19 protein-coding genes are annotated in these 26,994 nt (G+C 70.5%); 10 read left to right on the forward strand and 9 right to left on the reverse strand.

Annotated features, from left to right (window positions below):
- Window positions 1-5: 5 nt before the first annotated feature.
- The 8 genes from RB608_RS19190 to RB608_RS19225 all read left to right on the forward strand — a co-directional run bounded on the left by RB608_RS19190 (window position 6) and on the right by RB608_RS19225 (window position 14,312).
- Window positions 6-974, forward strand: a complete 969-nt coding sequence (locus RB608_RS19190; RefSeq protein ID WP_308089654.1) for an MCE family protein — start codon at window positions 6-8, stop codon at window positions 972-974.
- Window positions 971-2,119 carry an MCE family protein gene (locus RB608_RS19195; protein WP_308089655.1) on the forward strand — a complete coding sequence of 383 codons (1,149 nt, stop codon included), beginning with the start codon at window positions 971-973 and terminating at the stop codon, window positions 2,117-2,119. The genes RB608_RS19190 and RB608_RS19195 overlap by 4 nt, the downstream gene beginning before the upstream one ends.
- Entirely contained in the window at window positions 2,116-3,576 is a 1,461-nt protein-coding gene (locus RB608_RS19200; RefSeq protein ID WP_308089656.1) for an MCE family protein, read from the forward strand. Before RB608_RS19195 ends, RB608_RS19200 begins: the two co-directional genes overlap by 4 nt.
- 26 nt (window positions 3,577-3,602) lie before the next feature.
- Window positions 3,603-4,877 (forward strand): MlaD family protein, encoded by a 1,275-nt coding sequence (locus RB608_RS19205; protein ID WP_308089657.1) that lies wholly within the window; start codon window positions 3,603-3,605, stop codon window positions 4,875-4,877.
- 22 nt (window positions 4,878-4,899) lie between these two features.
- Window positions 4,900-5,643, forward strand: a complete 744-nt coding sequence (locus RB608_RS19210) for a PT domain-containing protein (RefSeq protein WP_308089658.1) — start codon at window positions 4,900-4,902, stop codon at window positions 5,641-5,643.
- Window positions 5,640-6,500: a hypothetical protein gene (locus tag RB608_RS19215; RefSeq protein ID WP_308089659.1), complete on the forward strand. Its 861-nt coding sequence runs from the start codon at window positions 5,640-5,642 to the stop codon at window positions 6,498-6,500. Before RB608_RS19210 ends, RB608_RS19215 begins: the two co-directional genes overlap by 4 nt.
- 394 nt (window positions 6,501-6,894) lie before the next feature.
- Window positions 6,895-10,344 (forward strand): DNA-directed RNA polymerase subunit beta, encoded by a 3,450-nt coding sequence (rpoB, locus tag RB608_RS19220; RefSeq protein WP_392391019.1) that lies wholly within the window; start codon window positions 6,895-6,897, stop codon window positions 10,342-10,344.
- A gap of 89 nt (window positions 10,345-10,433) precedes the next feature.
- The gene (locus RB608_RS19225) at window positions 10,434-14,312 is read left to right on the forward strand and encodes a DNA-directed RNA polymerase subunit beta' (protein ID WP_308089661.1); all 3,879 of its coding nucleotides are present in this window, start codon (window positions 10,434-10,436) and stop codon (window positions 14,310-14,312) included.
- Window positions 14,313-14,480: 168 nt separating this feature from the next.
- On the opposite strand, the gene RB608_RS19230 is transcribed toward RB608_RS19225, so the two are convergent.
- From RB608_RS19230 to RB608_RS19270, 9 genes are all read right to left on the reverse strand, one after another.
- Window positions 14,481-15,200, reverse strand: a complete 720-nt coding sequence (locus tag RB608_RS19230) for a hypothetical protein (RefSeq protein ID WP_308089662.1) — start codon at window positions 15,198-15,200, stop codon at window positions 14,481-14,483.
- Window positions 15,197-16,972, reverse strand: a complete 1,776-nt coding sequence (locus tag RB608_RS19235; protein ID WP_308089663.1) for a hypothetical protein — start codon at window positions 16,970-16,972, stop codon at window positions 15,197-15,199. The genes RB608_RS19230 and RB608_RS19235 overlap by 4 nt, the downstream gene beginning before the upstream one ends.
- A gap of 48 nt (window positions 16,973-17,020) precedes the next feature.
- Entirely contained in the window at window positions 17,021-18,532 is a 1,512-nt protein-coding gene (locus RB608_RS19240; RefSeq protein WP_308089664.1) for a hypothetical protein, read from the reverse strand.
- Entirely contained in the window at window positions 18,532-20,034 is a 1,503-nt protein-coding gene (locus RB608_RS19245; protein WP_308089665.1) for a hypothetical protein, read from the reverse strand. Before RB608_RS19245 ends, RB608_RS19240 begins: the two co-directional genes overlap by 1 nt.
- The gene (locus RB608_RS19250) at window positions 20,031-20,744 is read right to left on the reverse strand and encodes a hypothetical protein (protein WP_308089666.1); all 714 of its coding nucleotides are present in this window, start codon (window positions 20,742-20,744) and stop codon (window positions 20,031-20,033) included. The genes RB608_RS19245 and RB608_RS19250 overlap by 4 nt, the downstream gene beginning before the upstream one ends.
- 161 nt (window positions 20,745-20,905) lie before the next feature.
- Window positions 20,906-21,583, reverse strand: a complete 678-nt coding sequence (locus RB608_RS19255) for a response regulator transcription factor (RefSeq protein ID WP_308089667.1) — start codon at window positions 21,581-21,583, stop codon at window positions 20,906-20,908.
- Entirely contained in the window at window positions 21,580-23,616 is a 2,037-nt protein-coding gene (locus RB608_RS19260) for an ATP-binding protein (protein ID WP_308089668.1), read from the reverse strand. The genes RB608_RS19255 and RB608_RS19260 overlap by 4 nt, the downstream gene beginning before the upstream one ends.
- A gap of 41 nt (window positions 23,617-23,657) precedes the next feature.
- Window positions 23,658-24,179: a hypothetical protein gene (locus tag RB608_RS19265; protein ID WP_308089669.1), complete on the reverse strand. Its 522-nt coding sequence runs from the start codon at window positions 24,177-24,179 to the stop codon at window positions 23,658-23,660.
- On the reverse strand, window positions 24,176-25,480 hold the full coding sequence (locus tag RB608_RS19270; protein ID WP_308089670.1) for a hypothetical protein: 1,305 nt from the start codon (window positions 25,478-25,480) through the stop codon (window positions 24,176-24,178). Before RB608_RS19270 ends, RB608_RS19265 begins: the two co-directional genes overlap by 4 nt.
- Window positions 25,481-25,557: 77 nt before the next feature.
- Between RB608_RS19270 and RB608_RS19275 the strand changes: the two genes are divergently transcribed.
- Together RB608_RS19275 and RB608_RS19280 are read left to right on the forward strand one after the other, a co-directional pair.
- Entirely contained in the window at window positions 25,558-25,725 is a 168-nt protein-coding gene (locus tag RB608_RS19275; RefSeq protein ID WP_308089671.1) for a hypothetical protein, read from the forward strand.
- 12 nt (window positions 25,726-25,737) lie between these two features.
- Window positions 25,738-26,982 carry a geranylgeranyl reductase family protein gene (locus tag RB608_RS19280; RefSeq protein WP_308089672.1) on the forward strand — a complete coding sequence of 415 codons (1,245 nt, stop codon included), beginning with the start codon at window positions 25,738-25,740 and terminating at the stop codon, window positions 26,980-26,982.
- Window positions 26,983-26,994 lie beyond the last annotated feature (12 nt).

Consider the following 26,994-nt stretch of genomic DNA (forward strand, 5'->3'; position numbering starts at 1 on the left):
CTGACATGAAGCCCTTCCGCGAGCGCAACCCCGTGGTCATCGGCGCGGTGAGCATCGCCGTGCTGCTGCTCGGCCTGGTCGCCGCCTTCCGGGCCAACGACCTGCCGCTGATCGGCGGCGGAGACACCTACTACGCGTCCTTCTCCGAGGCCGGCGGCCTCAAGCCCAAGGACGAGGTCCGCATCGCCGGGGTCCGGGTCGGCCAGGTGACCTCGATGGAGCTCGACGGCAACTCCGTCAAGGTGGCGTTCAAGCTCAAGACCGACACGCCCTTCGGCACCGACACCCGTGCCGACATCAAGGTCAAGACCATCCTCGGGTCGATGTACCTCGCGCTCGACCCCGCCGGCGCGGGCCAGCTCGCGGAGGGCGCGGTCATCCCGGTCGAGCGCACCAGCTCCCCGTACGACGTGGTCGAGGCCTTCACCGGCCTGGCCGAGACGTCCGCCGACATCGACACCGACCAGCTCGCCGGTGCGCTCACGACGCTGGCCGACCTGACCCGCAACACGCCCGAGGAGTTCCGTGCGGCGCTCGACGGCCTGTCCTCACTCGCGGAGACGGTGGCCTCGCGCGACGACGAGATCAACTCGCTGCTGAAGAACCTCAACCGGGTCTCGACGGTGCTCGACTCGCGCGACGAGGACATCGTCGCGCTGATGAAGGACGCCGACTCGCTGTTCACCGCGCTGATCCAGCGCAAGGCGCAGATCCACCGGCTGTTGGAGTCGACCTCGACGCTGAGCACCACGCTGACGGGCCTGATCAAGGACAGCCGCGCCGACCTCAAGCCGGCGCTCGACAGTCTCGACTCGGTGCTGCAGGTCGTGAAGAAGAACGAGGACAACCTCGAGGAGTCGATCCGCCTGATGGCGCCGTTCTACCGCGTCTTCGCCAGCACGCTCGGCAACGGGCCGTGGTTCGACACCTACATCTTCAACCTGCCGCCGGTGCCCGGGACGGTGACGCCGTGAACGACTCGGTGAGCAAGGTGCGCCGCTGGCTCCCGCTGGCCGTCATCGGGGTGCTGGTCGTCGCCGGCCTGGTCTGGATGTTCGGCGGGTCGGGCAACGACAAGACGGTGACCGCCTACTTCCCGCGGGCGGTGTCGGTCTACGAGGGCAGCGAGGTGCGGGTCCTCGGGATCCCCGTGGGTCAGGTCCGCGAGGTCGTGCCCGAGGGCACCAAGGTCAAGGTCGTCATGGCCTACGACTCCGATCTCAAGGTTCCGGCCGACGCCGACGCCGTCATCGTGTCGCCCTCGGTCGTCGGCGACCGCTACATCCAGCTGTCGCCTGCCTTCGAGGACGGCGACCGGGTGATGGCCGACAACACCGTCATCGACGAGACCAAGACCGCGATCCCGCTCGAGCTGGACGAGATCTACGGCAGCATCGACAAGCTGACCGTCGCGCTGGGCCCCGAGGGCGCCAACAAGGAGGGCGCGCTGACCGATCTCCTCGAGCAGACGGCCAAGAACTTCGGCGGCCAGGGCGCCCAGTTCCACCAGACGATCAAGGACTTCGGCCGGCTCAGCGAGACCCTCGACAACAACAAGGACGACCTCTTCGAGTCGGCGCGCCAGCTCGAGTCCTTCCTCAAGACGCTGGCCGACAACGACACCACGGTGCGCGACTTCAGCAGGTCCCTCGGCGACGTGTCGAGCCTGCTGGCCGACGAGCGGCAGGAGCTCACGACCGCGCTGTCGAACCTCGGTACGGCGCTCGACCATGTCGCCCGCTTCGTGAAGCGCAACCGCGAGGTGCTCGGCCGCAACATCCGTGACATCAACCGGGTCGCGAAGGTGCTGGTCCGCCAGCGCGGCGCCCTCGACGAGCTGCTGCAGGCCGGGCCGCTCGCGATCACCAACCTCTACCACACCTACAACCCCAAGGACGGCACGCTCGACACCAACGCCAACCTCGGCAACATCCTGCACGAGCTGACCTCCAACCCGAGCGCCGTGCTCTGCGCCCTGGTGTCGGGCGCCGACGCCAAGGGCGACATCTGCGGGCTGATCGAGACCCTGCTCCCGCGCGGTGCGCCCTTCGGCACCGGCTCCTGGTACGCCCAGGCCTACGACCCGACGCTCAACGGACTGGTGGAGGTGGACCGATGAACCACCGCGCGAGGTTCCGCCGTCGGATGCGGGCGCTGGTCGCCCTGCTGGCCGGCGCGGTGCTGCTCACCGGCTGCGACTTCGACGTCTACGAGCTGCCGCTGCCCGGCGGTGCCGACACGGGCAAGGACCCGATCCAGGTCAGCGTCCGCTTCGACGACGTCCTCGACCTGGTGCCCAAGTCGTCGGTCAAGGTCAACGACGTCGCGGTCGGGCAGGTCACCGAGGTCCGCCTCGACGGCTACCGGGCGGTCGTGGGTCTCGAGCTGCGCAAGGACGTCGACCTGCCCGACAACCCGGTCGCGTCGATCCGCCAGACCAGCCTGCTGGGCGAGAAGTTCGTCTCCCTCGCGGCCCCCGCCACCGGCGCCCAGGGCCGGCTCTCCGACGGCGACGTCATCGAGGACGGCGGCCGCAACCCGGAGGTCGAGGAGGTGCTGGGCGCGCTCAGCCTGGTCCTCAACGGCGGCGGGATCGCCCAGCTGAAGACGATCTCGACCGAGCTCAACCTCGCTCTCGAGGGCCGGGAGGACTCGGCCAAGTCGGTCCTCACCCAGGTCTCCTCGCTGATGGGCCAGCTCGACCAGCGCAAGCAGGACATCGTCGACGCGATCGAGTCGGTCAACCGGCTCGCGGTCACGGCCAAGCAGCACCAGGACAGCATCGACCTCGCCCTCGAGGAGCTGCCGAGCGCGCTGGACTCGCTGGACCGGCAGCGCGAGGACCTGGTCGCGATGCTCGACGGGCTCACCCAGCTCAGCGACGTCGGGGTCCGGGTCATCAACACCACCAAGGCCGCGACGATCGACACGCTCAAGATGCTCGACCCGGTGCTCTTCCAGATCGCGCAGGCAGGTGACGACTTCGCCAAGGGCTTCAGCACGTTCCTGACCTACCCGTTCATCGACGAGTCCGTCGGCCGCGACCCGCAGGTCGCCCGCAACCTCCACATGGGCGACTACGTGAATCTCTCGATCGACCTGCAGCTCGACGTGGGCAACCTGAACCTCCCCGACCTCCCGTGCCTGCTCGTCAACGAGCTCCCGGACTCGCCCCTGGACCAGCTGGTCAACCTGAAGAACCTCTGCGACAGCGCGTGGAAGACGCTGCAGGGCTGCCTGAAGACGCCGCCGGACCCCCAGAAGTGCCTGTTGCTGCCGCAGTACCTCCTCGACGACGTCTGCTCGGCGGTCAAGCTGCTCTGCAACCTGCTCGGCGGCGGCAACAAGGGCGCTGCGGCCGGCGGCGCGCCGACGAGCAGCAACCCGATCCGGAACCTGCTCTCCAGCGTGCTGGGGGGCGGTGGCCTGGGCCGTCCCGCCCCGGGCGGGCACAGCGACGTCGACACCATGTGGTCGGAGTTCGACGACGCCTACGACACCGACCTGGTCAGCCTGTACGCCGCGCCGCTGACCGAGCAGGCGCCCCGGGCGCGGAAGGCGAGGCCGGCGCAGTGATCACCCGTCGCACGCGGATCCAACTGATGGTCTTCGCCCTCATCACGCTGCTCGGCGTCTCCTTCGTGGGCGCCCGCTACGCCAAGCTCGACCGCCTCGTCGTCGACCGCAGCTACACCGTGACGGCCCACTACCCGGAGTCCGGCGGCATCTTCACCGGCGCCGAGGTCACCTACCGCGGTGTCGGGGTCGGCACCGTCGGCGAGCTGAAGCTGACCGAGGCGGGTGTCGACGTCCACCTCGACATCGAGAAGAAGTGGGACAAGATCCCCAGCGACACCCTCGCCCTGGTCGGCAACCGCTCGGCCGTCGGCGAGCAGTACGTCGAGCTGCAGCCGCAGACCGACGACGGCCCCTACCTCCGTGAGGGTTCGGAGATCACCGACGTCGCGACCCCGATCGCCACCGAGAAGCTGCTCGGGGACCTCTCGTCGACCGTCGCCAGCGTCGACCGCGAGGCGCTGCAGACGACCGTCAGCGAGCTCGGACAGGCCTTCGCCGGCACCGGCCCGGACCTGCAGCGGATCATCGACACCGGCAACTCGTTCATCGAGACCGCCGACGAGAACTTCGACCTGACCACCGCCCTCATCCGGGACAGCAACACCGTCCTGCAGGGCCAGGTCGCCTCCGAGTCCTCGCTGCGGACCTTCGCCCAGCAGCTGTCGCTGTTCAGCTCCGCGCTCGCCGGCGCCGACCCGGCGCTGCGCAAGGTCATCGACTCGGGCTCGGTCGCCGCGACCCAGCTGCGGACCTTCCTCGAGCAGAACGGCGTCGAGATCAGCGAGCTGCTCGCCAACCTGGTCGCCACCGGCGAGGTCGTCGTCAAGCACCTCGACGCCCTCAAGCAGCTGCTGGTCGTCTATCCGTACGCCATCGGCGCCGGTCAGGTCGTCGTCGGCAAGCGGTCCAAGCAGGAGGGCGGCAGCGGGTTCTGGGACGCGCACTTCGGTCTCGTGCTCGCCCTGACCAGCACGCCCTGCTACGCCGGCTACCTCAAGACCCGCCGCAACCCGGAGTCCGACCGCGGCAACGCCCCGATGCCCGAGAACGTCGGGTGCACCGAGCCGATCACCAAGAGCAACCCCCGCGGCACGCAGAACCTGCCGCGCGTCGCGCCGGGCGTGCAGGGCTACGACATCGGCGTCCGGGTGGACGACGAGACGGGCGAGCTGACCTGGGGCGTGACCGGCCAGGCGGAGGAGACGACCAGCGTGCGGGGTAACGTGGCGCCTCCGTCGCTGGGAGAGGACTCGTGGAAGTGGCTCTACCTCCAACCGCTGCTCGACCCCGCTCGATGAGCCGGCCACCGAGGCACGCCGCGTGAAGGAATCCAACGCCACGCTCCGCTGGAGCGTGATCGGGCTGCTGCTCGGCGTCGTCGTGGCCGCGCTCGGTGTCAGCGTGTGGACGCTGGTCGACAAGGGTGCCGGCTCGAACCCCGGCGAGAAGCTCGACTCCCTCATCGACCCGCCGCGCGACGCGTCCGGCGATCGCGAGAAGGCGCTGGCCGCCGGTCGCACCTTCGTCCAGCGGTTCAACACCTACGGCCCGGACCTGCTCGACCCCGCGGGCAAGATGCCCGACTACGCGGGCGTCGGCAAGCTGATGACGGCCAAGTTCCGGACCGTGTTCGACAAGAACGTCGGCTATGCGGAGGAGACGGTCAAGCAGACCCAGATCGACCGGGTCGGCACGCCGTACGCCGTCGGCGTGGCCAGCATCGACGACGACTCGGCCGAGCTGCTGGTCGCGGGCGTCGTCGAGTTCTCCTATCCCGACCCCTCCGACAGCACCCAGCGGATCCCGTTCGAGCCGCTCCGGTTCCGCTACGAGGTCTCGCTGGTCAAGCAGGACGGCACCTGGTTGGTCGACGACCTCGACGACCTCGACGACGAGCTGCCGTCCTTCGGCGAGGCCTCGATCCCCGAGGGCGGCCCACCGGCCGGCCAGCCGAGCGGCCAACCCTCCGGCCAGCCCTCCGGCCAGCCTTCGGAGCAGCCGTCCGAGCAGGCGTCCCGGCAGCCGTCCGACGATGTGTCGCCGAGCACGGGGGAGGGCCGATGACCACCAACCTCTACGACCTCCTCGACGTCGACGAGAGCGCGACCGAGGACGAGATCCGCGCCGCGTGGAAGGCCGCGATCGCCGACCTGGACCCGACCGAGCGCCGGTTCCGCGCCTACAGCGACGCCGCCGGTGTGCTGCTCGCCCCGGACAAGCGGGCGGCGTACGACGCCGAGCTGGCCGCCGAGCGCGCCGCCGAGGCCGCGGCCGCCGAACCCGCCCCCGTCGTCCCAGCGGTCGCCGATCCGGCCGAGGCCGATCCAGCGCCGTCCGATCCCGCGCTGTCCGATCCCGCGCCGTCGGATCTCGCGCCGCGCCGGGCACCGGGCACGGTCGCCCTGGTCGCCGCCGGCGTGGCCGCGGTGCTCGCGGTCGGCCTCGCCGTCACGCTGGCACTCCTGCCCGGCGCCCGTGGCGACCAGAGTGCGAAGGAGGTGGCCGAGCGCAACCTCGGCTTCGAGAAGACCTCCGTCGAGGTCGAGAACGCCGCGGAGCGGATCGTCGCACCGGCCTTCTCCTACGGCTACCAGACCATGGACGCCGACCTGGAGCGGGTCACGCAGTACCTCACTCCGGCGCTCGCGGCCAAGCAGGCCAAGCTCTGGCCGGAGCTGACCGACGAGGCCACGAAGCAGAAGATCGTGGTCGAGGCCGCGGCCGACGGCGTCGCGCTGACCAGGCTCAGCGCGGACGGCAGGCTGGCCTCCGTCGTGGTGTTCATCCGGCAGGACAGCGTCCGCGCCGAGGGCGAGCGGAGCACGCTGCGGATGTGGGCGACGCTGCAGCTGGTCCGCGACTCCGGCAGCGAGCAGGGCTGGCTGCTCGACGGCATCTGCGTCGATTCGGACTGCGGCTGACCCGTCGTATCTGAACGCGAGAACGACGCCGACCCGGCGCGTTCGAACGCGACGGGTCGATGGTCGACGGGGCCCGGCACGCGGCGGGGCCGCTTGACCTGAGCGGGTCCGCACAGCATGATCGGCGGACCGGATCACACCCGGTCCCCTCGCCGGGGCCGGCGGAGCCACTCACCGGCTGTGCGAGGTTGCGCAGTCGATATTGTCGAGCGCTCGTATGTGGTGTATCGTGGCTCCTTGCGCCTACCCTCAGATGCGCTTCGGCCTGCCCGGTGGCCGATGACGTGGTGGGTCAGGGCGCTCTCGAAGAGTCGAACCCGTCGAAGGACAACTCTTGGCCGCGCGCACCACCCCCGGTAAGTCCCGCATCTCTTTCGCGAAGATCCAGGAGCCGATGGCGCTCCCGAGGCTCCTCTCGCTCCAGACCGACAGCTTCGACTGGCTGATCGGCAACGAGGCTCACAAGTCCCGGATCGATGCACGTCTGGCCGAGGGCCAGGACGCCACCCACAAGTCCGGGCTCGAGGAGATCTTCGAGGAGATCTCCCCGATCGAGGACTTCTCCGAGACGATGTCGCTCTCGTTCGAGAACCCGGTCTTCTACGACCCGAAGTACACCGTCGACGAGTGCAAGGAGAAGGACCTCACCTACTCCGCCCCGCTCTACGTCTCCGCCGAGTTCACCAACAACGAGACCGGTGAGATCAAGGGCCAGACGGTCTTCATGGGCGACTTCCCCCTGATGACCCCCAAGGGCACCTTCGTCATCAACGGCACCGAGCGGGTCGTCGTGTCCCAGCTCGTCCGCTCGCCGGGCGTCTACTTCGAGCGCACGGCCGACAAGACGTCCGACAAGGACATCTTCACGGCCAAGCTGATCCCGAGCCGCGGCGCGTGGCTGGAGTTCGAGATCGACAAGCGCGACCTGGTCGGCGTCCGCCTCGACCGCAAGCGCAAGCAGAACGTCACGGTCCTGCTCAAGGCCCTCCAGGCCATCGCCGAGGACACCGGCGAGGAGTACGACTACGAGGCCGTCATGGCCGACCTGCGCCAGTTCGAGTCGATCCAGCTGACCGAGGAGAAGGACAACACCCAGGGTCCTGACGACGCGCTGCTCGACATCTACCGCAAGCTGCGCCCGGGCGAGCCGCCGACGCGCGAGGCCGCGCTGACGCTGCTGAAGAACTACTACTTCAACCCGAAGCGCTACGACCTCGCCAAGGTCGGCCGCTACAAGGTCAACAAGAAGCTCGGGCAGCACGAGGCGTTCGACCAGCAGACCATGACCATCGCGGACATGGTCGCGACGATCAAGTACATCGTCCAGCTGCACAACAACGACGAGTTCGTCGCCGCCATCGGCGGCGAGATCCGCAAGGACGCCGACGGCAAGGACCTGCCGGTCCTGGCCGACGACATCGACCACTTCGGCAACCGCCGCATGCGCACGGTCGGGGAGCTGATCCAGAACCAGCTCCGCACCGGCCTGGCCCGGATGGAGCGCGTGGTCCGCGAGCGGATGACGACCCAGGACGTCGAGGCCATCACGCCGCAGTCCCTGATCAACATCCGTCCGGTGGTCGCTGCGCTGAAGGAGTTCTTCGGCACCTCGCAGCTCTCGCAGTTCATGGACCAGACCAACCCGATCGCGGGCCTGACGCACAAGCGTCGCCTCTCCGCGCTCGGCCCGGGTGGTCTGTCCCGTGACCGCGCCGGCATGGAGGTCCGTGACGTCCACCCGTCGCACTACGGCCGGATGTGCCCGATCGAGACGCCGGAAGGCCCCAACATCGGTCTGATCGGCTCGCTGGCCTCCTACGGGCGGATCAACCCGTTCGGGTTCGTCGAGACGCCCTACCGCAAGGTCGAGAGCGGCGTGGTCACCGACCAGATCGACTACCTCACCGCCGACGACGAGGACCGCTACGTCATCGCGCAGGCCAACGCGGCGCTCGACGCCAAGGGCCGCTTCGCCGAGGACCGCGTGCTGGTGCGCCAGCGCAACGGTGAGGTCGCCGAGGTCCCGGCCGACGACGTCGACTACATGGACGTCTCGCCGCGCCAGATGGTGTCGGTCGCGACGGCCCTGATCCCGTTCCTCGAGCACGACGACGCCAACCGGGCGCTGATGGGCGCCAACATGCAGCGCCAGGCCGTGCCGCTCATCCGGAGCGACAGCCCGATCGTCGGCACCGGCATCGAGTTCCGCGCCGCGGTCGACGCGGGCGACGTGGTCGTGGCCGACAAGGCCGGTGTCGTCAAGGAGGTCTCCGCCGACCTCGTCGAGACGATGAACGACGACGGCACCTACTCGTCGTACCGGCTCGCGAAGTTCAAGCGCTCCAACCAGGGCACCTGCATCAACCAGCGCCCGCTGGTCGAGGCGGGGGACCGGCTCGAGGTCGGCTCGCCGATCGCCGACGGTCCGTGCACCGACAACGCGGAGATGGCGCTGGGCACCAACCTGCTCGTCGCGTTCATGCCGTGGGAGGGTCACAACTACGAGGACGCGATCATCCTCAGTCAGCGTCTGGTGCAGGAGGACGTCCTCACCTCGATCCACATCGAGGAGCACGAGGTCGACGCCCGCGACACCAAGCTGGGCCCGGAGGAGATCACCCGCGACATCCCGAACGTCAGCGAGGAGATGCTCGCCGACCTCGACGAGCGCGGCATCATCCGGATCGGCGCCGAGGTCTCGACCGGTGACATCCTGGTCGGCAAGGTCACGCCCAAGGGCGAGACCGAGCTGACCCCCGAGGAGCGCCTGCTCCGCGCGATCTTCGGTGAGAAGGCGCGCGAGGTGCGCGACACCTCGATGAAGGTGCCGCACGGCGAGTCCGGCACGGTCATCGGCGTCCGCGTCTTCGACCGCGAGGAGGGCGACGAGCTCCCGCCGGGCGTCAACCAGCTGGTCCGCGTCTACGTCGCGCAGAAGCGCAAGATCTCCGTGGGTGACAAGCTCGCCGGCCGTCACGGCAACAAGGGCGTCATCGCGAAGATCCTGCCGATCGAGGACATGCCGTTCATGGAGGACGGCACGCCGGTCGACGTCGTGCTCAACCCGCTGGGTGTGCCGCGACGGATGAACATCGGCCAGATCCTCGAGCTGCACCTCGGCTGGCTCGGCAAGCAGGGCTGGCACATCGACGCCGACCTGCGCGACGAGGACTGGGCCCAGCGCCTGATCTCGATCGGTGCCGACGAGGCCGCGCCGAACACGAAGCTGGCCACGCCGGTCTTCGACGGCGCCCGCGAGGACGAGATCACCGGACTGCTCCGCGTCACGCACAAGAACCGTGACGGTGACCGGATGATCAAGGAGGACGGCAAGGCCAACCTCTTCGACGGTCGTTCCGGCGAGCCGTTCCAGTCCCCGGTCTCGGTCGGCTACATGTACATCCTCAAGCTCCACCACCTGGTCGACGACAAGATCCACGCGCGCTCGACCGGCCCCTACTCGATGATCACGCAGCAGCCCCTGGGCGGTAAGGCCCAGTTCGGTGGCCAGCGGTTCGGCGAGATGGAGGTCTGGGCGATGGAGGCGTACGGCGCCGCCTACGCCCTCCAGGAGCTGCTCACCATCAAGTCCGACGACGTGCCCGGTCGCGTCAAGGTCTACGAGGCCATCGTGAAGGGCGAGAACATCCCCGACTCGGGCATCCCGGAGTCGTTCAAGGTCCTCGTCAAGGAGATGCAGTCGCTCTGCCTCAACGTGGAGGTGCTGTCCCAGGACGGCTCGACCATCCAGTTGAAGGACGCCGAGGAAGACGTCTTCCGCGCGGCGGAGGAGCTCGGCATCGACCTGTCCCGCCGCGAGCCCAGCTCGGTCGAAGAGGTGTGAGCCGCGAGGCGCGCCCGACCCGGGCGCGCCTCGCCTCCGCCCCAACCAACTTCACTTTTTCTCAGATCCAACGAAGGGTTGCAGCCATCGTGCTCGACGTGAACTTCTTCGACCAGCTTCAGATCGGCCTGGCCACCGCGGACGACATCCGGACGTGGAGCCACGGCGAGGTCAAGAAGCCGGAGACCATCAACTACCGCACGCTCAAGCCGGAGCGTGACGGCCTCTTCTGCGAGAAGATCTTCGGTCCCACCCGGGACTGGGAGTGCTACTGCGGCAAGTACAAGCGGGTCCGCTTCAAGGGCATCATCTGCGAGCGCTGCGGCGTCGAGGTGACCCGGTCCAAGGTGCGCCGCGAGCGGATGGGCCACATCGAGCTCGCCGCCCCGGTGACCCACATCTGGTACTTCAAGGGTGTCCCGAGCCGCCTCGGCTACCTGCTCGACCTGGCGCCGAAGGACCTCGAGAAGGTCATCTACTTCGCGGCCTACATGATCACCTCCGTCGACGAGGACGCGCGCCACCGCGACCTGTCCGACCTCGAGGGCAAGATCGGCCTGCAGCGCCAGTCCATCGAGAAGCGGCGCGACGCCGGTCTCGAGGACCGCACCAAGAAGCTGGAGGAGGACCTGGCCGCCCTCGAGGCCGAGGGTGCCAAGGCCGACCAGCGCCGCAAGGTCCGCGACGGCGCGGAGCGCGAGCTCAAGCAGCTGCGCGACCGGGCCCAGCGCGAGCTGGACCGCCTCGACGAGGTCTGGGACACGTTCAAGACCCTCAAGGTGCAGGATCTCATGGGCGACGAGATCCTGTACCGCGAGATGAAGAACTGGTTCGGCAAGTACTTCGAGGGCCACATGGGCGCCACGGCGATCCAGAAGCGGCTCCAGGACTTCGACATCGCCGCCGAGGTCGAGAACCTGCGCGAGACCATCGCGACCGGCAAGGGCCAGCGCAAGGTCCGGGCCCTCAAGCGGCTCAAGGTCGTCGACGCGTTCCGCAAGACCGGCAACAAGCCGGAGGGCATGGTCCTGGACGCCGTCCCGGTCATCCCGCCGGACCTGCGCCCGATGGTGCAGCTCGACGGTGGCCGGTTCGCGACCTCCGACCTCAACGACCTCTACCGCCGGGTCATCAACCGCAACAACCGCCTCAAGCGGCTGCTCGACCTCGGCGCGCCGGAGATCATCGTCAACAACGAGAAGCGGATGCTCCAGGAGGCCGTCGACTCGCTGTTCGACAACGGCCGTCGTGGTCGCCCCGTCACCGGCCCGGGCAACCGGCCGCTGAAGTCGCTGTCCGACATGCTCAAGGGCAAGCAGGGTCGCTTCCGTCAGAACCTGCTCGGCAAGCGCGTCGACTACTCCGGTCGTTCGGTCATCGTGTCGGGTCCGCAGCTCAAGCTGCACCAGTGCGGTCTGCCCAAGCAGATGGCGCTCGAGCTCTTCAAGCCGTTCGTCATGAAGCGGCTCGTCGACCTCTCGCACGCGCAGAACATCAAGTCCGCCAAGCGGATGGTCGAGCGCGCGCGCCCGGTCGTGTGGGACGTCCTCGAAGAGGTCATCACCGAGCACCCGGTGCTGCTCAACCGTGCGCCCACCCTGCACCGCCTCGGCATCCAGGCCTTCGAGCCGCAGCTGATCGAGGGCAAGGCCATCCAGCTCCACCCGCTCGTGTGCACCGCGTTCAACGCGGACTTCGACGGTGACCAGATGGCCGTGCACCTGCCGCTGTCCGCCGAGGCCCAGGCCGAGGCGCGGATCCTGATGCTGTCGACCAACAACATCCTCAAGCCGTCCGACGGCCGTCCGGTGACCATGCCGACCCAGGACATGATCATCGGCCTGTTCTTCCTCACCACCGAGCGTGGCGAGGCGACGGTCGAGATCGAGGGCGAGACCCGGCTGCGCTCCTTCACCTCCCCGGCCGAGGCGATCATGGCCTACGACCGTGGCGAGATCACGCTGCAGGACCGGGCGCTCATCCGCCTGACCGATGTCGCGCTCGAGGGCGTCGAGGAGGGCGTGACCACCCTGGTCGAGACCACCCTGGGCCGCACGATCTTCAACGACGCGCTGCCGGCCGACTACCCGTACGTCAACGAGGAGGTCGGCAAGAAGCGCCTCGGCTCCATCGTCAACGACCTCGCCGAGCGCTACCCCAAGGTCGTCGTCGCGGCGTCCCTGGACGCGCTCAAGGACAACGGCTTCCACTGGGCGACCCGCTCCGGTGTCACCGTGTCGATCGACGACGTCATCACGCCCCCGAACAAGGCCGAGATCCTGGCCGTGCACGAGGAGTCGGCGGCGAAGATCCAGAAGCAGTACGAGCGCGGTCTGGTCACCGACGAGGAGCGCCGCCAGGAGCTCATCGAGATCTGGACGAAGGCCAGCCAGGAGGTCGGCAAGGCCCTGCGTGCCACCTTCGAGGCCAACCCGACCAACCCGATCTACGTGCAGGTGCACTCGGGTGCCTCGGGCAACTTCAACCAGATCAACCAGGTCGGCGCCATGCGTGGTCTGGTGGCCAACCCGAAGGGCGAGATCATCCCGCGGCCGATCAAGGCCAACTTCCGCGAGGGTCTCTCCGTGCTGGAGTACTTCATCTCCACCCACGGTGCCCGCAAGGGTCTGGCGGACACCGCGCTGCGGACCGCCGACTCGGGCTACCTGACCCGTCGCCTGGTCGACGTGTCGCAGGACGTCATCATCCGTGAGGACGACTGCGGCACCGAGCGCGGCCTGCCCAAGGTGATCGGCGTCAAGGACGAGAACGGCGTCGTGGTCAAGGACGAGAACGCCGAGACCGCGGCGTACGCCCGCTCGGCCGCCAAGGACATCGCCCACCCGACCACGGGTGAGGTGCTGGCCGGTGCGGGCGACGACCTCGGCGACGTCAAGATCGCCGAGCTCATCGAGGCCGGCATCGAGGAGGTCACGGTCCGCTCGGTCCTGACCTGCGACGCCCGGACCGGCACCTGCGCGAAGTGCTACGGCCGTTCGCTGGCCACCGGCAAGCTCGTCGACATCGGTGAGGCCGTCGGCATCATCGCGGCGCAGTCCATCGGTGAGCCCGGCACGCAGCTGACGATGCGTACCTTCCACACCGGTGGTGTGGCCTCGGCCGACGACATCACGCAGGGTCTGCCCCGGGTCGTGGAGCTCTTCGAGGCGCGCACCCCCAAGGGTCACGCCCAGATCTCCGAGGCGGCCGGCCGCGTGGCGATCGAGGAGACCGACAAGGCGCGCATCGTCGTGGTCACCCCCGACGACGGCAGCGAGGTCAAGGAGTACCCCGTCTCCCGCCGCTCGCGCCTGCTCGTCGAGGACGGCGGTCGGGTCGAGGTGGGCGACAAGTTCACCGCCGGCACGGAGGACCCGAAGGAGGTGCTGCGCATCCTCGGCGTCCGCCGCACGCAGCAGCACCTCGTCGACCAGGTCCAGGAGGTCTACCGGTCGCAGGGTGTGTCTATCCACGACAAGCACATCGAGATCATCGTGCGGCAGATGCTGCGCCGGATCACGGTGCTCGAGTCGGGCGAGACCAACCTGCTGCCGTCCGATCTCGTCGACCGGGTCCGCTTCGAGGAGGAGAACCGTCGCGTGGTCTCCGAGGGCGGCAAGCCGGCCTCGGGTCGGCCCGAGCTCATGGGCATCACCAAGGCCTCGCTCGCGACCGAGTCGTGGCTCTCGGCGGCCTCCTTCCAGGAGACCACCCGGGTACTCACCGACGCCGCGATCAACGGCCGCTCCGACAGCCTGCGCGGCCTGAAGGAGAACGTGATCATCGGCAAGCTGATCCCGGCCGGCACCGGTCTGGAGCGGTACCGGAACATCCGGGTCGAGCCGACCGAGGAGGCGCGCGCCGCGGCGTACGCCGTCACGGGCTACGAGTCCTACGACTACGAGTTCGGCAACCAGGGTCAGGCCGTGGCGCTGGACGACTTCGACTTCGGTTCCTACCAGAACTGAGTCGAACCGGCGCGAGCGCGGAGCGCGCGGACAACGACCGGGATCCGATCAACCTGCTTGATCGGATCCCGGTCGATGACCGGCCCTGACGCCAAAGGCCCTCCCGAGCTCTGCTCGGGAGGGCCTTTGTCCTTTCCTCTCGGGACATTCCTCTGTGGGGGAGGGGGTTCAGCGCCGGACCCGCTTGGCCGGTGAGACCGAGACGAGGTCGGGAAGATGCGGGGCGGCGGCGGTGACTCGGACGCTGATCTTGCGCCCGCGGTCGGTCTTGCGGATCCGGTACGTCGCCTTGGCGGCCTTCTTGATGGGCTTGCCGTTGCGCAGCCACTGGTAGGAGTACGTGCTGGCGGGTGCGGTGAGCTGGGGGAGGATGACGCGCAGCCTCGCACCGACCTCGGCCCTGCCCTTGAGCGCGGCGGCCGTCGTGGCCATCCACGCCGAATCGGTCGTCGGCGTGGTCGGGGTGGGCGTGGTCGGCCCGCCCGGACGGGCCTGCACGATCACCCAGGGCAGCCCAGCGTTGCCTGCGTTGAACGCGCAGGGCAGCGTGACGGAGCGGTAGCCCGGATGGCTGTAGGACTGCTCGCAGGAGATCCGGGACCCGAGCAGCTCCGCGGTGAGCAGGAGTCGATGGCCCGTGTCGCCCCGCGTGGTGTCGTCGATCGTCCAGAGCGTCTCGACGTACTGCGGGTCGGGGAGGAGGCCAGCGCGAGTGACCGTCAGCGCCTCGCCGACATAGGGGACCTCCGGCACCGAGGGGTTGGGGCCGTAGTAGTAGAAGTTCTTCAGGTCCTCGCCCGCCGCGCTCTGTTGGCCTGCCGTGGTCGTGAGCACACCGCTCAGGAGCAGGAGAGGAAGCAGCAGCGCACGTCGTCGGTGGATCGTCATCGGGGCACTCGTTTCGCCGGGCTGAGGGAGACCAGGTCGGGTCGGCCGGGCGAGATCGCGGTGATGCGGACGGCGATCCTGCGTCCGCGGTCGGCCTTGCGGATCTGGTACGTCGCTCTGGTGGCCTTCTTGATGGGCTTGTTGTTGCGCAGCCACTGGTAGCGGTAGCCGGCAGCCGGCGTGGAGACCTGCGGGAGGACCGCGCGGAGAGTCTTGCCGGGCTTGGCCTTGCCCTTGATCGCGGCCGGGGTATCGATGGTCCAAGCGGCGTCGCTGCCGGAGCCGCCGGTGCGGGTGCCGGGGATGGTGACGGTGGTGGTGCCGCCGGGGAAGATGCAGGGGAGCGTGAGATCGGCATAGGTGGGTCTGGTGAAGACCTGGTAGCAGGCCACGACGCCTCCGGCGTGGGCGCGGGTGAGGGTGAGCAGGTTGCCGGTGGCCACAACGGCGCCGTCGACGGTCCAATGGCTGCCTGCGGGTGGGGTGGTCGGGGTGACGGTGCCGTCGGTGATGGTCAGGGTGCCGCCGACGTCGACCGTGCCAGTGACCGCAGGCGACTTCTGGGTCTGGAAGACGTGCGGCTCGACCTTGACGGAGCCGACGCGGGCGCTGACGGTGTCCAGGTAGCTCGGGTCGGGGGCGACGGCGAAGGCGTCCATGGCGATGGTCTTGCCGAGGTCGGCCGACTGGACGGTGTACTCCTTGCCGGTGCCGACCTGCCGGCCGTCGGCGTACCACCGATAGGCGATGCTGCTGGGACGGGGGGCGAACTCGGCATCGGTCACCCGGAGCACGGAGCCGACGCGGATGGTGGCCGGGTCGCCCGCGATGGTGGGCTGCTTGTCCACCCGCAGGTCGTCTTGGATGAGGATGCCTGCTGTGGGTAGCGGACTCGTCTTGTTGTCGAAGCCGGGGCTTCCATCCGAGCAGGTCACGCGGAGCGAGATCCGCTTGCCGCGCTCGGCGACCCTTGGAGTGAAGGTTGCCTGGTTGGAGGCGTGAACGCCATCGAGGTACCACGCGTAGTTGATCGAGCCCGGGGTGGGCTCGAACGCGACGCTGGCACGGAGCTGCTGGCCGACCTTGACGATGGTGGGGTTGCCCTCGAGCACGGGGGGACTGACGAGGGCGTAGCTGCTGACCTGGTAGGTGACGGTGTGCTGGGCGGTGCGGCCGACCCGGTCCCTCGCGGTGACGACGAGGGTGTGCGCGCCGCTCTGGGAGGTGTCGATCCGGCTGCCCGAGGTGAAGGGGATGCCGTCGTGGGCGGCGGTGCAGGAGACGATCGCGCTGGTGGGACCGCCGGGGTCGGCGCAGGAGTAGTCGATGGTGCGGTTCTCGTTGCGGGGCACTCCCAGCTCCGCACTGAGGTTGGCGGCCGTGGCGGTGGGGTTGGTGCGGTCGATGCCGACGCCGTAGCTGCGGGTGCTGGTCTTTCCGGCGAAGTCGGTCGCGGTGATCTCGATGGTGGTCAGGCCCTCGGCGGAGATGGTGACTGGCAGCGGCGGGCCGGCAGAGCTGCCCTCGCCGGTCTGGGCGCCGGTGAGCCGGTAGGACAGGCGGCCGATGCCGTCCTCATCGGTCGCCCTCAGCTCGGCCGAGACGGAGTCCTTGTACCAGCCGATCCAGGGGCCGTGGCCGTCGCTGGCCCTGATGTCGACCGTGATCACCGGTGGGCTGGTGTCGGCGAGAGCGTCGGCGCGCGGACCGGGTGCCACGGCGAGGGCTGTGGCGATGGTCAGGGCGAGAGCGGCGAGCAGGCGTTGCCTCATGGATGGGTTTCCTTGGCCGTTCGAGAGATCAGATGGGGCGGGTGGCGCTCAGCGGGCGATGCGCTTGGGCGTGGCGGTGGAGACGAGGACCGTGCCGGTAGGGCTGGTGCTGGTGACCCGGACGGTGATCTTCCGCCTCCGGTCGGCCTTGCGGACCTTGTACGTCGCCTTGGTGGCGCCCGCGATGGGCTTGCCGTTGCGCAGCCACTGGTAGGTCCAGGTCTGTGCTGGGCCGGAGAGCTGGGGTAGGACGGCGCGCAGTCTCTTGCCGACCACCGGCTTGCCCTTGAGGGCGGTGGGGGCCAGCACGCTCCATGCGGCGTCCGTGCTGCCCCCGGCGCCCCCGCCGGCCCCCGGAGCTGTCGGGCCGGGCACGACGACGCTGGTGGCACCGCCGGGGAAGACGCACGGGCTGGTCGCGTCGACGTACCCCGCCCGGGAGAAGATCTGGACGCAGCCGATGGTCTTGCCGGCATGCTCCGCGGTCAGGTCGAGCCATGGGGAGTCCGTCTCGTACTCCTCTCCATCGATCGTCCACAGGTTGGTGATCGACGGGGCCGGCTCCACCGTGGGCCTGGTCATCGACAGGGTGCCGCCCACGTGGGCGCTGCCGGTCACGACGGTCGGTCCACCGACCGCGAAGTCCCCCCGCTCGACCAGGACGAACCCGGTCGTGAATGGGACCGTGGTGTCGGCGTAGCCGTCGCGGTGCCCGGTCGCCTGCAGCGAGATCCGGCCGCCGACGTCGGCGGCGGTCGGCGTGTAGGTCGGGCCGGTGCCGACGACCTTGCCGAAGCGCGTCCACACGTAGGTGACCCGCTCCGCGGACGGGGTCCAGAGCCCGGCCGTGGCCTCCAGCGTCTGGCCGACCTTGATGCTGGCCGGGGCGCCCTTGATGACGGGCGATTCGTTGATCACCAGCAGCGGCATCTCGACCGTGTAGTCGATGCTCCGGGTCCGGCTGCGGCCCACGTGGTCGACGGCGGAGACGGTGATCCGGTGGGCGCCGAGCGTGTCGGTCGGGACCGCGCCGCCGGAGACGAGGCCGCCCGTGGCGGCGCAGGAAGCGATGCCGGTCGGCGCGTCGCCACACGCGTAGGTCAGGGTCCGCACCTGCCCTTGGCGGATGGTTCCCCCGTCCGTGACGCTCCCGCCGACCTCGATGCTCGGGTCGGTGAGGTCGACGCCGACGCCGTACTTCGCGGTGGCTTGGATGCCGTTGGTGTCGGTGGCGGTGATGGTGATCATCGTGGTTCCCGGCTGGGAGATCGTGAGGTTCAGTGGCTCGAAGTCGGAGTGGTCGCCGCCGGTCTGGGCGCCGGTGAGGGTGTAGGAGAGGCCTTCGATGCCGGCGGCGTCGGTGGCGGAGATGGTGACGTCGACGGGGCCGGGGTACCAGCCTTCCCAGGGGCTGGGGGGAATGGTGACGGTGATCTTGGGTGGGGTGTTGTCACCGCCGCCGGGTGGCAGGTCGGCGTGTGCCGGGGCGGCGACGCCCGCCCCGGCACAGGCCAGGGCGAGCGTCGCCAGCAGGTGGCGGGTCCGGGGTCGTGGGCTCATCAGCGACGCACCTTCTTCGCCGATGAGACGGAGACGACGTCGGGACGGTGGGGCGTGGAGGCGGTCACCTGCACGGCGATCTTCCGCTTGGCGTCGCCCTTGCGCACCTTGTACGACGCCCCGGTGGCGCCCGCGATGGGCTTGCCGTTGCGCAGCCACTGGTAGGCGTAGCCGCCGGCCGGGCCGGACAGCTGAGGCAGGACGGCACGCAGCTTCTTCCCGACCGTCGCCTTGCCCTTGAGGGCGGTGGGCACCAGCACGCTCCAGGCCGAGTCCGTGCCCGACGGCGGTGCGGCAATCCCGACCACCGTGACGCTGGTCGACCCGTCGGCGAAGACGCACGGCACCCGGACCTCGGCGTACCCGGGCAGCGCGTAGGTCTGGTGGCACTCGATCGTCTTGCCGACGTGGGACCCGGTGAGCGGAAGGCTCGGCGAGTCGGTCTCCACCACCGAGCCGTCGATGGTCCAGTAGTTCGCGATGATCTGCGGTGCCGGTGTGACGGCGGGTCGGACGATGCGGAGGGTCTCGTTCTCCCGTGCCGTCCCCGACACGGTCGGTCGGCCGGCCACCTCGAAGGCGCCGGGTGTCGCGAGTACGCTCCCGACCGTGCGCGTGTTCGCCACCACGTAGTCAGCCCGGTGGCCGCTGGCGTAGAGCGAGATGCGCTTGCCCACGTCCTCGGCCCGCACGACGTACGTCGGCGCGACGGCGGCGGGCTGTCCCGCCACCTGCCAGTGGTAGTCGACGCGGGTCGCCGCCGGCGCGAAGGCGCCGCCCGTCGCCGTGAGGGTCTGTCCGACCGTGGCGCTCGTCGGGTTCCCGGCGATGGCGGGGTCGCCGGTGACCTGGAGGAGCGGATCGACCACGGTGTAGGTGAAGGTCTTCTCCGTCCACCGTCCGACGGCGTCGAAGGCGGTCACGTGGACCGCGTACGTGCCATTGGCGGCGGTCGGGACCGGCTCGCCGAAGCCGAACCTGTCCTGCCCGATGCGGGCCTGGCAGGAGATGATCGCCGTGGGCACGTCGGCGCAGCCGATCTCCAGGCGCCGTTCCTCGCCCCGCCGGATCGGCTGGCCGTTGGCCGCACTGCCCCCGAAGGCAATGGTCGGGTCGGTCAGGTCGAGGCCGACGCCGTACTCCGCTCCCGCCTCGAGCCCGGCGAAGTCGGTTGCCACGACGTCGACGTTGGTGACGCCCTGCTGGGTGAAGGTCAGGGAGGTGCCGGCGCCGCCGACCTTGCCGGAGTCCTCGTGCGCTCCGGTGCGCGTCCACTCGATGACGCCGACCCCGATGTTGTCCGTGGCGTTGACCGTCATCGTGACCGGTTCCTTGTACCAGCCGGCCCAGGCTCCTTGGCCCGGGCTGGCCGGGATGCCGAGCTGGATCTCGGGCGGGACGGAGTCCCACAGGCCGGGTTCGGCCTGTGCCGGCGCGGCGGTCGACGCCGCCGCGGCCGCAGCGGTCGCCACGACCGCCGCGGCGATGGCACGGCACCTCACGGCTGGGCCGCCGTGATCGGGCTGCGGCCGACGGCCAGCCAGATGCCGGCCACGATCAGACCCACGATGATCATCGCCGGCAGGCCGGGCACGCCGGTGACGAACACAGCCACCAGCAGCGCGCTGGAGAAGAGACCCGCCAGGGTGCCCAGGCCGCGGGAGACGAGGCGCTCGCGGAACGCCATCCAGGCCAGGCCGTACGACGAGGCGAGCAGCGGGATGAACGCGATGTAGGGACTGAAGTCGGTCATGATGTAGTAGCTGTAGAGGCCGGCCGCGTCGTAGGTGTCGCCCTCGGCGCCGGTCGGGAGGTAGTTGCCGACCGCCCCGCGCCAGCCGTAGGTCAGCGTGACCAGGGCAGCGGTGGCGATCACGCCGTACGACACGGCGGTCGCACCCGAGGAGCCGGGGAAGCGACGCTCGACGCGATGGCGCCAGATGACGGCGGCCGCGATCAGGAGCAGCGCGAGGATGTAGCCCACCGCGCCGGAGAGCCGGTACGGGACGTGGTCCAGGCCGAGGATGTCCTCGGCCGTCACGGGGTAGTCGAAATCGCTGCCGTTGGCGTCGGGCCGGCCCTCGAGGAAGAGGGCGATGACGCCCAGCACACCGCACAGCGAGATGAGCAGCGGCCAGGCGGTGAAGCCGGCGCGGCCCTCCGTGCCCGACGCTGCGGGCACGGACGGGGACAGGGGAGTGGTTTCGTTCATACCCCCAGGCTCGGAGGACCGACGGCCCGGGTATCAGGTCCCCTCGTCACGATCTCCTGGGCCGTCGTCCGGGACATCCCGCCAGGACATCTCCGGGACATCTCGCGGGACACCTCGCGGGACATCTCCCGGGACACCTCCGCCGGGCCTCCTGGGCCGGGTCATCGCGGCGCCGGGTCGGGCTCCTCGCCGCCCAGACCGGCCTCCCGGGCACGGACGATCAGCTGCCCCCGGTCGGGTACGTCGAGCTTGGCGAGCACGCCGTACACGTAGTTGCGCACGGTCTTGCTGCTCAGCACCAGGCGCCGGGCGATGGTCGCGTTGTCGTGGCCGCGGGCGACCAGGTCCACGACCTCGCGCTCGCGGTCGGTCAGCTCGGGGAACGGCAGCGTGCCTCGGGTGCGGGCACCGGAGAGGTAGAGCGCGCCGCGCTGGGCGAGCTGCGGCCCGAGCAGGAAGTCCCCGTTGGCGACCGAGCGGACCGCCCGGGCCACCTCGTCGGGGGAGGCGCCCTTGAGCAGGAAGCCGCGGGCGCCGGCGCGGATCGAGGCGAACAGCGAGTCGTCGTCGCCGAGCATGGTGATCACCAGCACCCCGAGCGTCGGATCCCGCCGGCACAGCTCTCGGGTCGTCTCGACGCCCGAGTCGCCGCCGAGGTCGAGGTCCATGAGGACGACGTGCGGCGTGTGCTCCTCGGCCACGGCGAGGGCCTCGGCCCGGTCCGCGGCCTCGCCCACGACCTCGACGTCCGGCAGCGATCGCAGCAGCGCCGCCATCCCGATCCGGAAGACGGGGTGGTCGTCGACGACCAGCACGCGGATCGGCTCGAGGTCGTTCACGGCAGCGTCATGACCACGCGGGTCCCCTTCTCCTGGCGGGCGCGCACCTCGACGGTGCCACCGAGCTCGGCGGCTCGCTCCCGCATGGACATGATGCCCACCCCGGGGGGTGTGGACCGCTCGATCCCGCGGCCGTCGTCGGAGACCTCGAGCCGGAGGCCGCCGTGCACCGGCAGGGTGAGGTGGACCCGGCAGTGGCGTGCGCCCGCATGCCGGGCGGCGTTGCGGATCGCCTCCGCCGCCACCTGGTAGACGACGATCTGGTGGATCCCGTCGAGCCGGTCGGCGTTCGGCGCCTCGACGGAGACGGAGAAGCGCGGCATCGTGTAGCGGTCGGCGAGCAGGGTCAGCGCCTCGGTGAGTCGCCCCTCGTCGAGCACGGGAGGCAGGAGCACGCGGGCCATCTGGCGTACGTCGTCGGCGCGATGGCTGAGCTCGCCGACCAACCGCCGCAGCAGGGCGGCGTCGTCGGGGCTCAGCTGCGAGGTGGCCGGCACCGCCGCGAGAGCCAGTGCGGTCCCGGACAGTGCGGGACCCAGGCCGTCGTGCAGCTCGCGGCGCAGCAGCCGCCGCTCCTCGTGACGCACCTCGATCACGCGGGCGCGGGCCTCCTCCACGGCCCGGTTCGCCTCATCGAGGAGGGCGGCGACCGCCACCAGTCCGGAGATCTGGCGCAACAGCCGCACGGTCCGCGGGTCGAGTCGTTCGCCGCGCGGCGGCACCACGGTCAGGACGCCGACCGTCCGGCCCCGCGGGTGGAGGTCGAGGCACAGCGAACGCGCGTCGTCGTCCGCGGCACGACGGCCCGCGGCGGCGACCAGCTCGTCGTGCAGGCTGACCTCGACCCTGGCCAGCCGCAGCGCGCTGCGGAGCGCCTCGACGAGGCCACTGAGCTGGGGGCTGTCCGGATCGCCGGCGTCGATCGCGTGAGCGACCCGCTCCAGCAGCGCGGACGGGTCGGCGCCGGATCCGAAGACCAACCGCTCGACCTGCCCCTGGAGCCAGTCCCGCAACGGCAGCACCGCCAGCGCCAGCGCGGCGACCGCGACCAGGCCCGTCGACTCCGCCCCCCACGGCACGATCATGCTCAGCGCCCACACGGCGAGGACGTACGCCGCCACCAGGGTCGTGGTGAGCAGCAGACCGACCAGGGTCCGGGAGATGGCGAGGTCGACGCGCCAGGACGGCTGGCGGCGGATCAGCACGAACACCGCCGCGAGCAGCATCACCTCGGCGATCGAGAGCAGCACGATGCCCGCGACGAACCAGGTGCCCGCGAGGCTGATGCCGATCTCGAAGGTCATGTACGCGAGCGCGACGACCACCAGGGCGGCGAGCAGCCACGCCAGGCCGCGCCGCTCCTCGGCGTCGCCGGTCCGCAGCCGGTGACCCAGCCAGCCCACGCCGGCCAGGCCGAGGAGGAAGTAGATCGGGATGAGTGCGGAGTCCGCGTCGTAGGCGAGGTCGGCGAGCCCGGCGCCGCCGGACAGCGGGTTGGTCGGCGCGCCGGGGGTCTGGATGAGCAGCCGCAGAGCGCTGGCCAGGCCCACCACGAGCCCACCCGCGACGGCGAACCGCCGGGCCCATCCGGTCGGCGCTCCGGGCGTGAGCAGGAAGGGCAGCACCAGCAGCGAGACCAGCGTCGCGGTCGTCCACCCGGTCAGCAGGATCGGCGCGGCCACCGCGGCGCCCGGCAGGCCGGGCTCCGCCACGCACAGGATCGTCCAGGCGATGCCGGCCGCCGTGGCGGCGTACCCGCCCCCGATGACGAGGAACGCCCACCCGACGGCGTGCCGGCTGCGGGTGACGATGAGCGTCCCGAGCGGTCCGTACAGCAGGCTCGCGACGAGGTCGAGCGGGGCCAGCTCCCGGCGCACCTCGTAGTCCGGCTCCGGGACCTGCGATGTCGCCAGGAGGATCCCGAGGGTCGCCGCCGCCAGCAGCAGCTGCGTCACCCCGAGCGCCGCGGCCACGCGGCCCGCGGCGCCGCGGGCCGCGTGGCCGCGTGGCGACGGCAGCTCGGGCGCGGGCACGACGCCCATCATGGTCGCTCCGACAGCCCGAGGTGGCGGGTTCAGCCGGAGAACGCCAGCACGAAGCCGCCGTCCTGCGGTGTCACCTGGATGATGAGGTCCCCGTCGGCCGCCGTCACGATCGGTCGGCCGATGCCGTCCTGATCACGCGCCGCACCGTACGACGCGAGCGCTGCCTCATAGCCGGCCAGGATCTCCTCGGCCGTGGCGTCGCTGGCGTAGGACGCCGTCTCCTGACTGCCGCCGACCGTCTCGGCCGTGATGCACAAGGTCGCCTCGACCGGAGGATCCGGGAACCCGTCGGGAAGGAGGGCGAGGTCGGCGACGTCGGCGGGCCCGAGGGCCTGGGGGAAGGCCGCCCCGCACTCCTCGGGCACGCCGGCGGGCCCGTCGTCGACGCCGGTGCCCTCCTCCACCGTCGACCCGGCATCGGCTCCGGTCGTGTCGGTGCCGTCGTCCTCGCCGTCCCCGCCCCCGCACGCGGCCAGAGCCGCGACGGTGACGACGGTGACAGGGACGGCCAGCGCCGCGCGAAGGAACGGGCGCGCTCGTGTCGTCCTCATCGCTTCACCTTCAGCTTCCTGCTGACCGCGACCGCGTCGGCGTACCCGGCGCGGCTGACGGTGACCCGGACGCTCACCCGGTGGCGCCGGTCCGCCTTCTTCACCTTGTACGACGCCTTCGTGGCCTTCTTGATCGGCTTGCCGTCACGCAGCCACTGGTACCGGACCCCGGTGGGGGCCGGCTGCCAGGTACCGGTGGTCGCCCGCAGCTTCGCGCCGACCCGCACGGCGCCCTTGGCCTTCACGCTCGGGGAGTCGGTGAGAGCGAAGCCGCCACCGCTGCCCGGCTTCGGCGGGTAGGTCGGGCGTACCGACTGCAGGGGCGCTGCCGTCCAGTTCGGCGCGTAGGCGCCGGGGATCACGAGCGACGGTGGGCTGTCGCAGCCCAGCGGGTCCTCGAGCACCCATACGCCGTCGCCCTCGGCCCAGGCGAGGGAGGAGTTGTCCGGCGAGAAGGTGGGACTGGAGAAGGTGGCCTCGACCCACTTGCAGATCAAGGTGGGCCAGATGGATGGCTCACCGGCCCGGACCGGGCCGGTGAGGATGTTGCCGTTGAGCTGCCAGATCCCCATGTGCTGCTCGGTCCCGATCCCTCGGACGGTCGCCATCATCGTGCCGTCCCGCGAGATCGTCGGCTCGAACAGGTCGTGCGGGTCGCTGACGTTGGGCTGGGCGTCGTAGAACCAGAGGTTCTCGCTGACGCCGGGATCGTAGACGTGGAGGTCGTCGGTGTCGCCACCGGTGACCAGCCGCGAGCCGGTGACCCAGGAGGGGTCCGGGTAGAACGCGAAGCCGTGCGGGATCGCGGAGGTCAGCGTGGTGGACGCGCTGATCGCCGTCGTCCACCGCAGCCGGCAGGCGCCACGCGGAGGACAGCTGTCGTGCTCGTAGGTGTAGGCGACCTTCGAGCCGTCGGGTGAGACCACGACGTGGTCGATCCGGCCGCCGATGGTCTCGCCGGCCGAGTCCCACAGGTCCGGCGGGTCGAAGGCGTTGAGGACGGTGCCCCACTGGTCCATCCGGACCACGGTGGTGCCGCGCGCGGCGACCACGGTCCCGTCGTCCGCGCTGCTCGGCGAGAGCCACGGGTCGCTCAGCGTGCCGTCGGTGGTCAGGCGGCGCTCGCCGGTGCCGTCGGGCCGGGCGACGTAGACGTCGTAGCCCTTGAGGTAGACGATCGTGCCTGCGTTCGACGGGGCGGCGGTGGCCGGAGCGGGGCCCGCTCCGGGAAGGCCGAGGACGCTCGCCACGAGGGCGAGCGTCGTCAGCACCAGGAGGCGCAGAGGTCGTGAAGGTCGCATGCCGCCGACCCTCGCCGTCCCGTCGGCCCGGGATCCAGGGCCGCTCGGCCCAACTTGCCGGGACGGGCCGGTGGCCTGTGCCCGATGCGGACCCGCATCTGGTGATCGCCATGCTCGGCGGCCTGGCGCACAGGTACGTCGCCCAGCTCGACGGCGAGATGCCGGACGACCTCCCGGACGACCTCCCGGACGACCTCCCGGAGACCGCGGTCGCCCTGGTGCTCCGCGGTGCGATGGGGTCCTGACACAATCGGGGGATGAGCGCAGCCCCTGACCTGAGCACCGACGTCCTCGTCGTCGGTGCCGGTCCCGCCGGCTCCGCGGCGGCCGCCTGGGCGGCGCGGGCGGGGCTCGACGTGGTGCTCGCCGACGCGGCGGTGTTCCCGCGCGACAAGACCTGCGGCGACGGTCTGACCCCGCGGGCGATCGGGGAGCTGGAGCGCCTCGGGCTGCGCGACTGGGTCCGCTCGCACACCGTCCACCAGGGGCTGCGGGCGCACGGGTTCGGGCAGACGCTGCATCTGCCCTGGCCGGGAGGCAGTCTGCCGGACTGGGGCAGCGCCATCGCCCGCACCGAGCTCGACGACCACCTGCGGACCACGGCCCTCAAGGCCGGTGCCCAGGCCCTCGACGGTGCCCGCGCGGTCGGCGTACGGATGGACGGCGAGCGGGTCGCCGCCGTGGAGTTCAAGGACGGCCGCTCGGTCGCCTGCCGGCGACTGGTCGTGGCCGACGGCGTCCGCTCGCCGCTGGGCAAGGTGCTGGGCCGCGAGTGGCACCGCGACACCGTGTACGGCGTCGCCGGGCGCTCCTACGTCACCTCCACCCGCGCCGACGACCCCTGGATCAGCTCGCACCTCGAGCTGCGCGGCGAGCAGGACGAGATCCTGTCCGGCTACGGCTGGATCTTCCCGCTCGGCTCCGGCACGGGGGAGGTCAACCTCGGCGCCGGCACGCTCGCGACCGCGAAGCGGCCCGCGGACGTGGCGATCAAGCCCCTGATGAAGCTGTACGCCGACCGGTTGCGTGAGGAGTTCGGCCTCGGCGAGGAGCTGCGGGCGCCGACCTCGGCGCTGCTCCCGATGGGCGGCGCCGTGAGCAACGTCGCGGGCCGCAACTGGGCGCTGATCGGCGACGCCGCCGCGTGCGTCAACCCGCTCAACGGCGAGGGCATCGACTACGGCCTCGAGACCGGCCGGGTCGTCGCCGAGCTGCTCGCCGAGTCGGCCGACGCCGACCTGGGAGCGGTCTGGCCGCAGCTGCTGCGCGAGCACTACGGCGAGTCCTTCTCGATCGCACGCCGGCTCGCCGGGCTGGTGACCGTGCCCCGGCTGCTGCCCGCCCTCGGCCCGATCGGCATGCGCTCCGACCTGCTGATGACCCTCGCCCTGCGCTGGATGGGCAACCTGGTCACCGACGAGGACCGCGACCGCTCCGCGCGCATCTGGCGCTGGGCCGGCCGGCACTCCCTGGCCCGCGACAGCCGCCCCCTGTTCGGTTGAGTCGTCACATCT

Source organism: Nocardioides sp. LHD-245 (assembly GCF_030929495.1).
Lineage (GTDB): Bacteria > Actinomycetota > Actinomycetes > Propionibacteriales > Nocardioidaceae > Nocardioides.

Excerpts from the sequence above, each read along its gene's own strand:
- RB608_RS19190 (WP_308089654.1), top strand. The coding sequence starts at position 6 with ATGAAGCCCTTCCGCGAGCGCAACCCCGTGGTCATCGGCGCGGTGAGC.
- RB608_RS19200 (WP_308089656.1), top strand. The coding sequence starts at position 2,116 with ATGAACCACCGCGCGAGGTTCCGCCGTCGGATGCGGGCGCTGGTCGCC.
- RB608_RS19205 (WP_308089657.1), top strand. The coding sequence starts at position 3,603 with ATGGTCTTCGCCCTCATCACGCTGCTCGGCGTCTCCTTCGTGGGCGCC.
- RB608_RS19215 (WP_308089659.1), top strand. The coding sequence starts at position 5,640 with ATGACCACCAACCTCTACGACCTCCTCGACGTCGACGAGAGCGCGACC.
- rpoB (WP_392391019.1), top strand. The coding sequence starts at position 6,895 with ATGGCGCTCCCGAGGCTCCTCTCGCTCCAGACCGACAGCTTCGACTGG.
- RB608_RS19230 (WP_308089662.1), bottom strand. The coding sequence starts at position 15,200 with ATGACGATCCACCGACGACGTGCGCTGCTGCTTCCTCTCCTGCTCCTG.
- RB608_RS19235 (WP_308089663.1), bottom strand. The coding sequence starts at position 16,972 with ATGAGGCAACGCCTGCTCGCCGCTCTCGCCCTGACCATCGCCACAGCC.
- RB608_RS19240 (WP_308089664.1), bottom strand. The coding sequence starts at position 18,532 with ATGAGCCCACGACCCCGGACCCGCCACCTGCTGGCGACGCTCGCCCTG.
- RB608_RS19250 (WP_308089666.1), bottom strand. The coding sequence starts at position 20,744 with ATGAACGAAACCACTCCCCTGTCCCCGTCCGTGCCCGCAGCGTCGGGC.
- RB608_RS19265 (WP_308089669.1), bottom strand. The coding sequence starts at position 24,179 with ATGAGGACGACACGAGCGCGCCCGTTCCTTCGCGCGGCGCTGGCCGTC.
- RB608_RS19270 (WP_308089670.1), bottom strand. The coding sequence starts at position 25,480 with ATGCGACCTTCACGACCTCTGCGCCTCCTGGTGCTGACGACGCTCGCC.
- RB608_RS19280 (WP_308089672.1), top strand. The coding sequence starts at position 25,738 with ATGAGCGCAGCCCCTGACCTGAGCACCGACGTCCTCGTCGTCGGTGCC.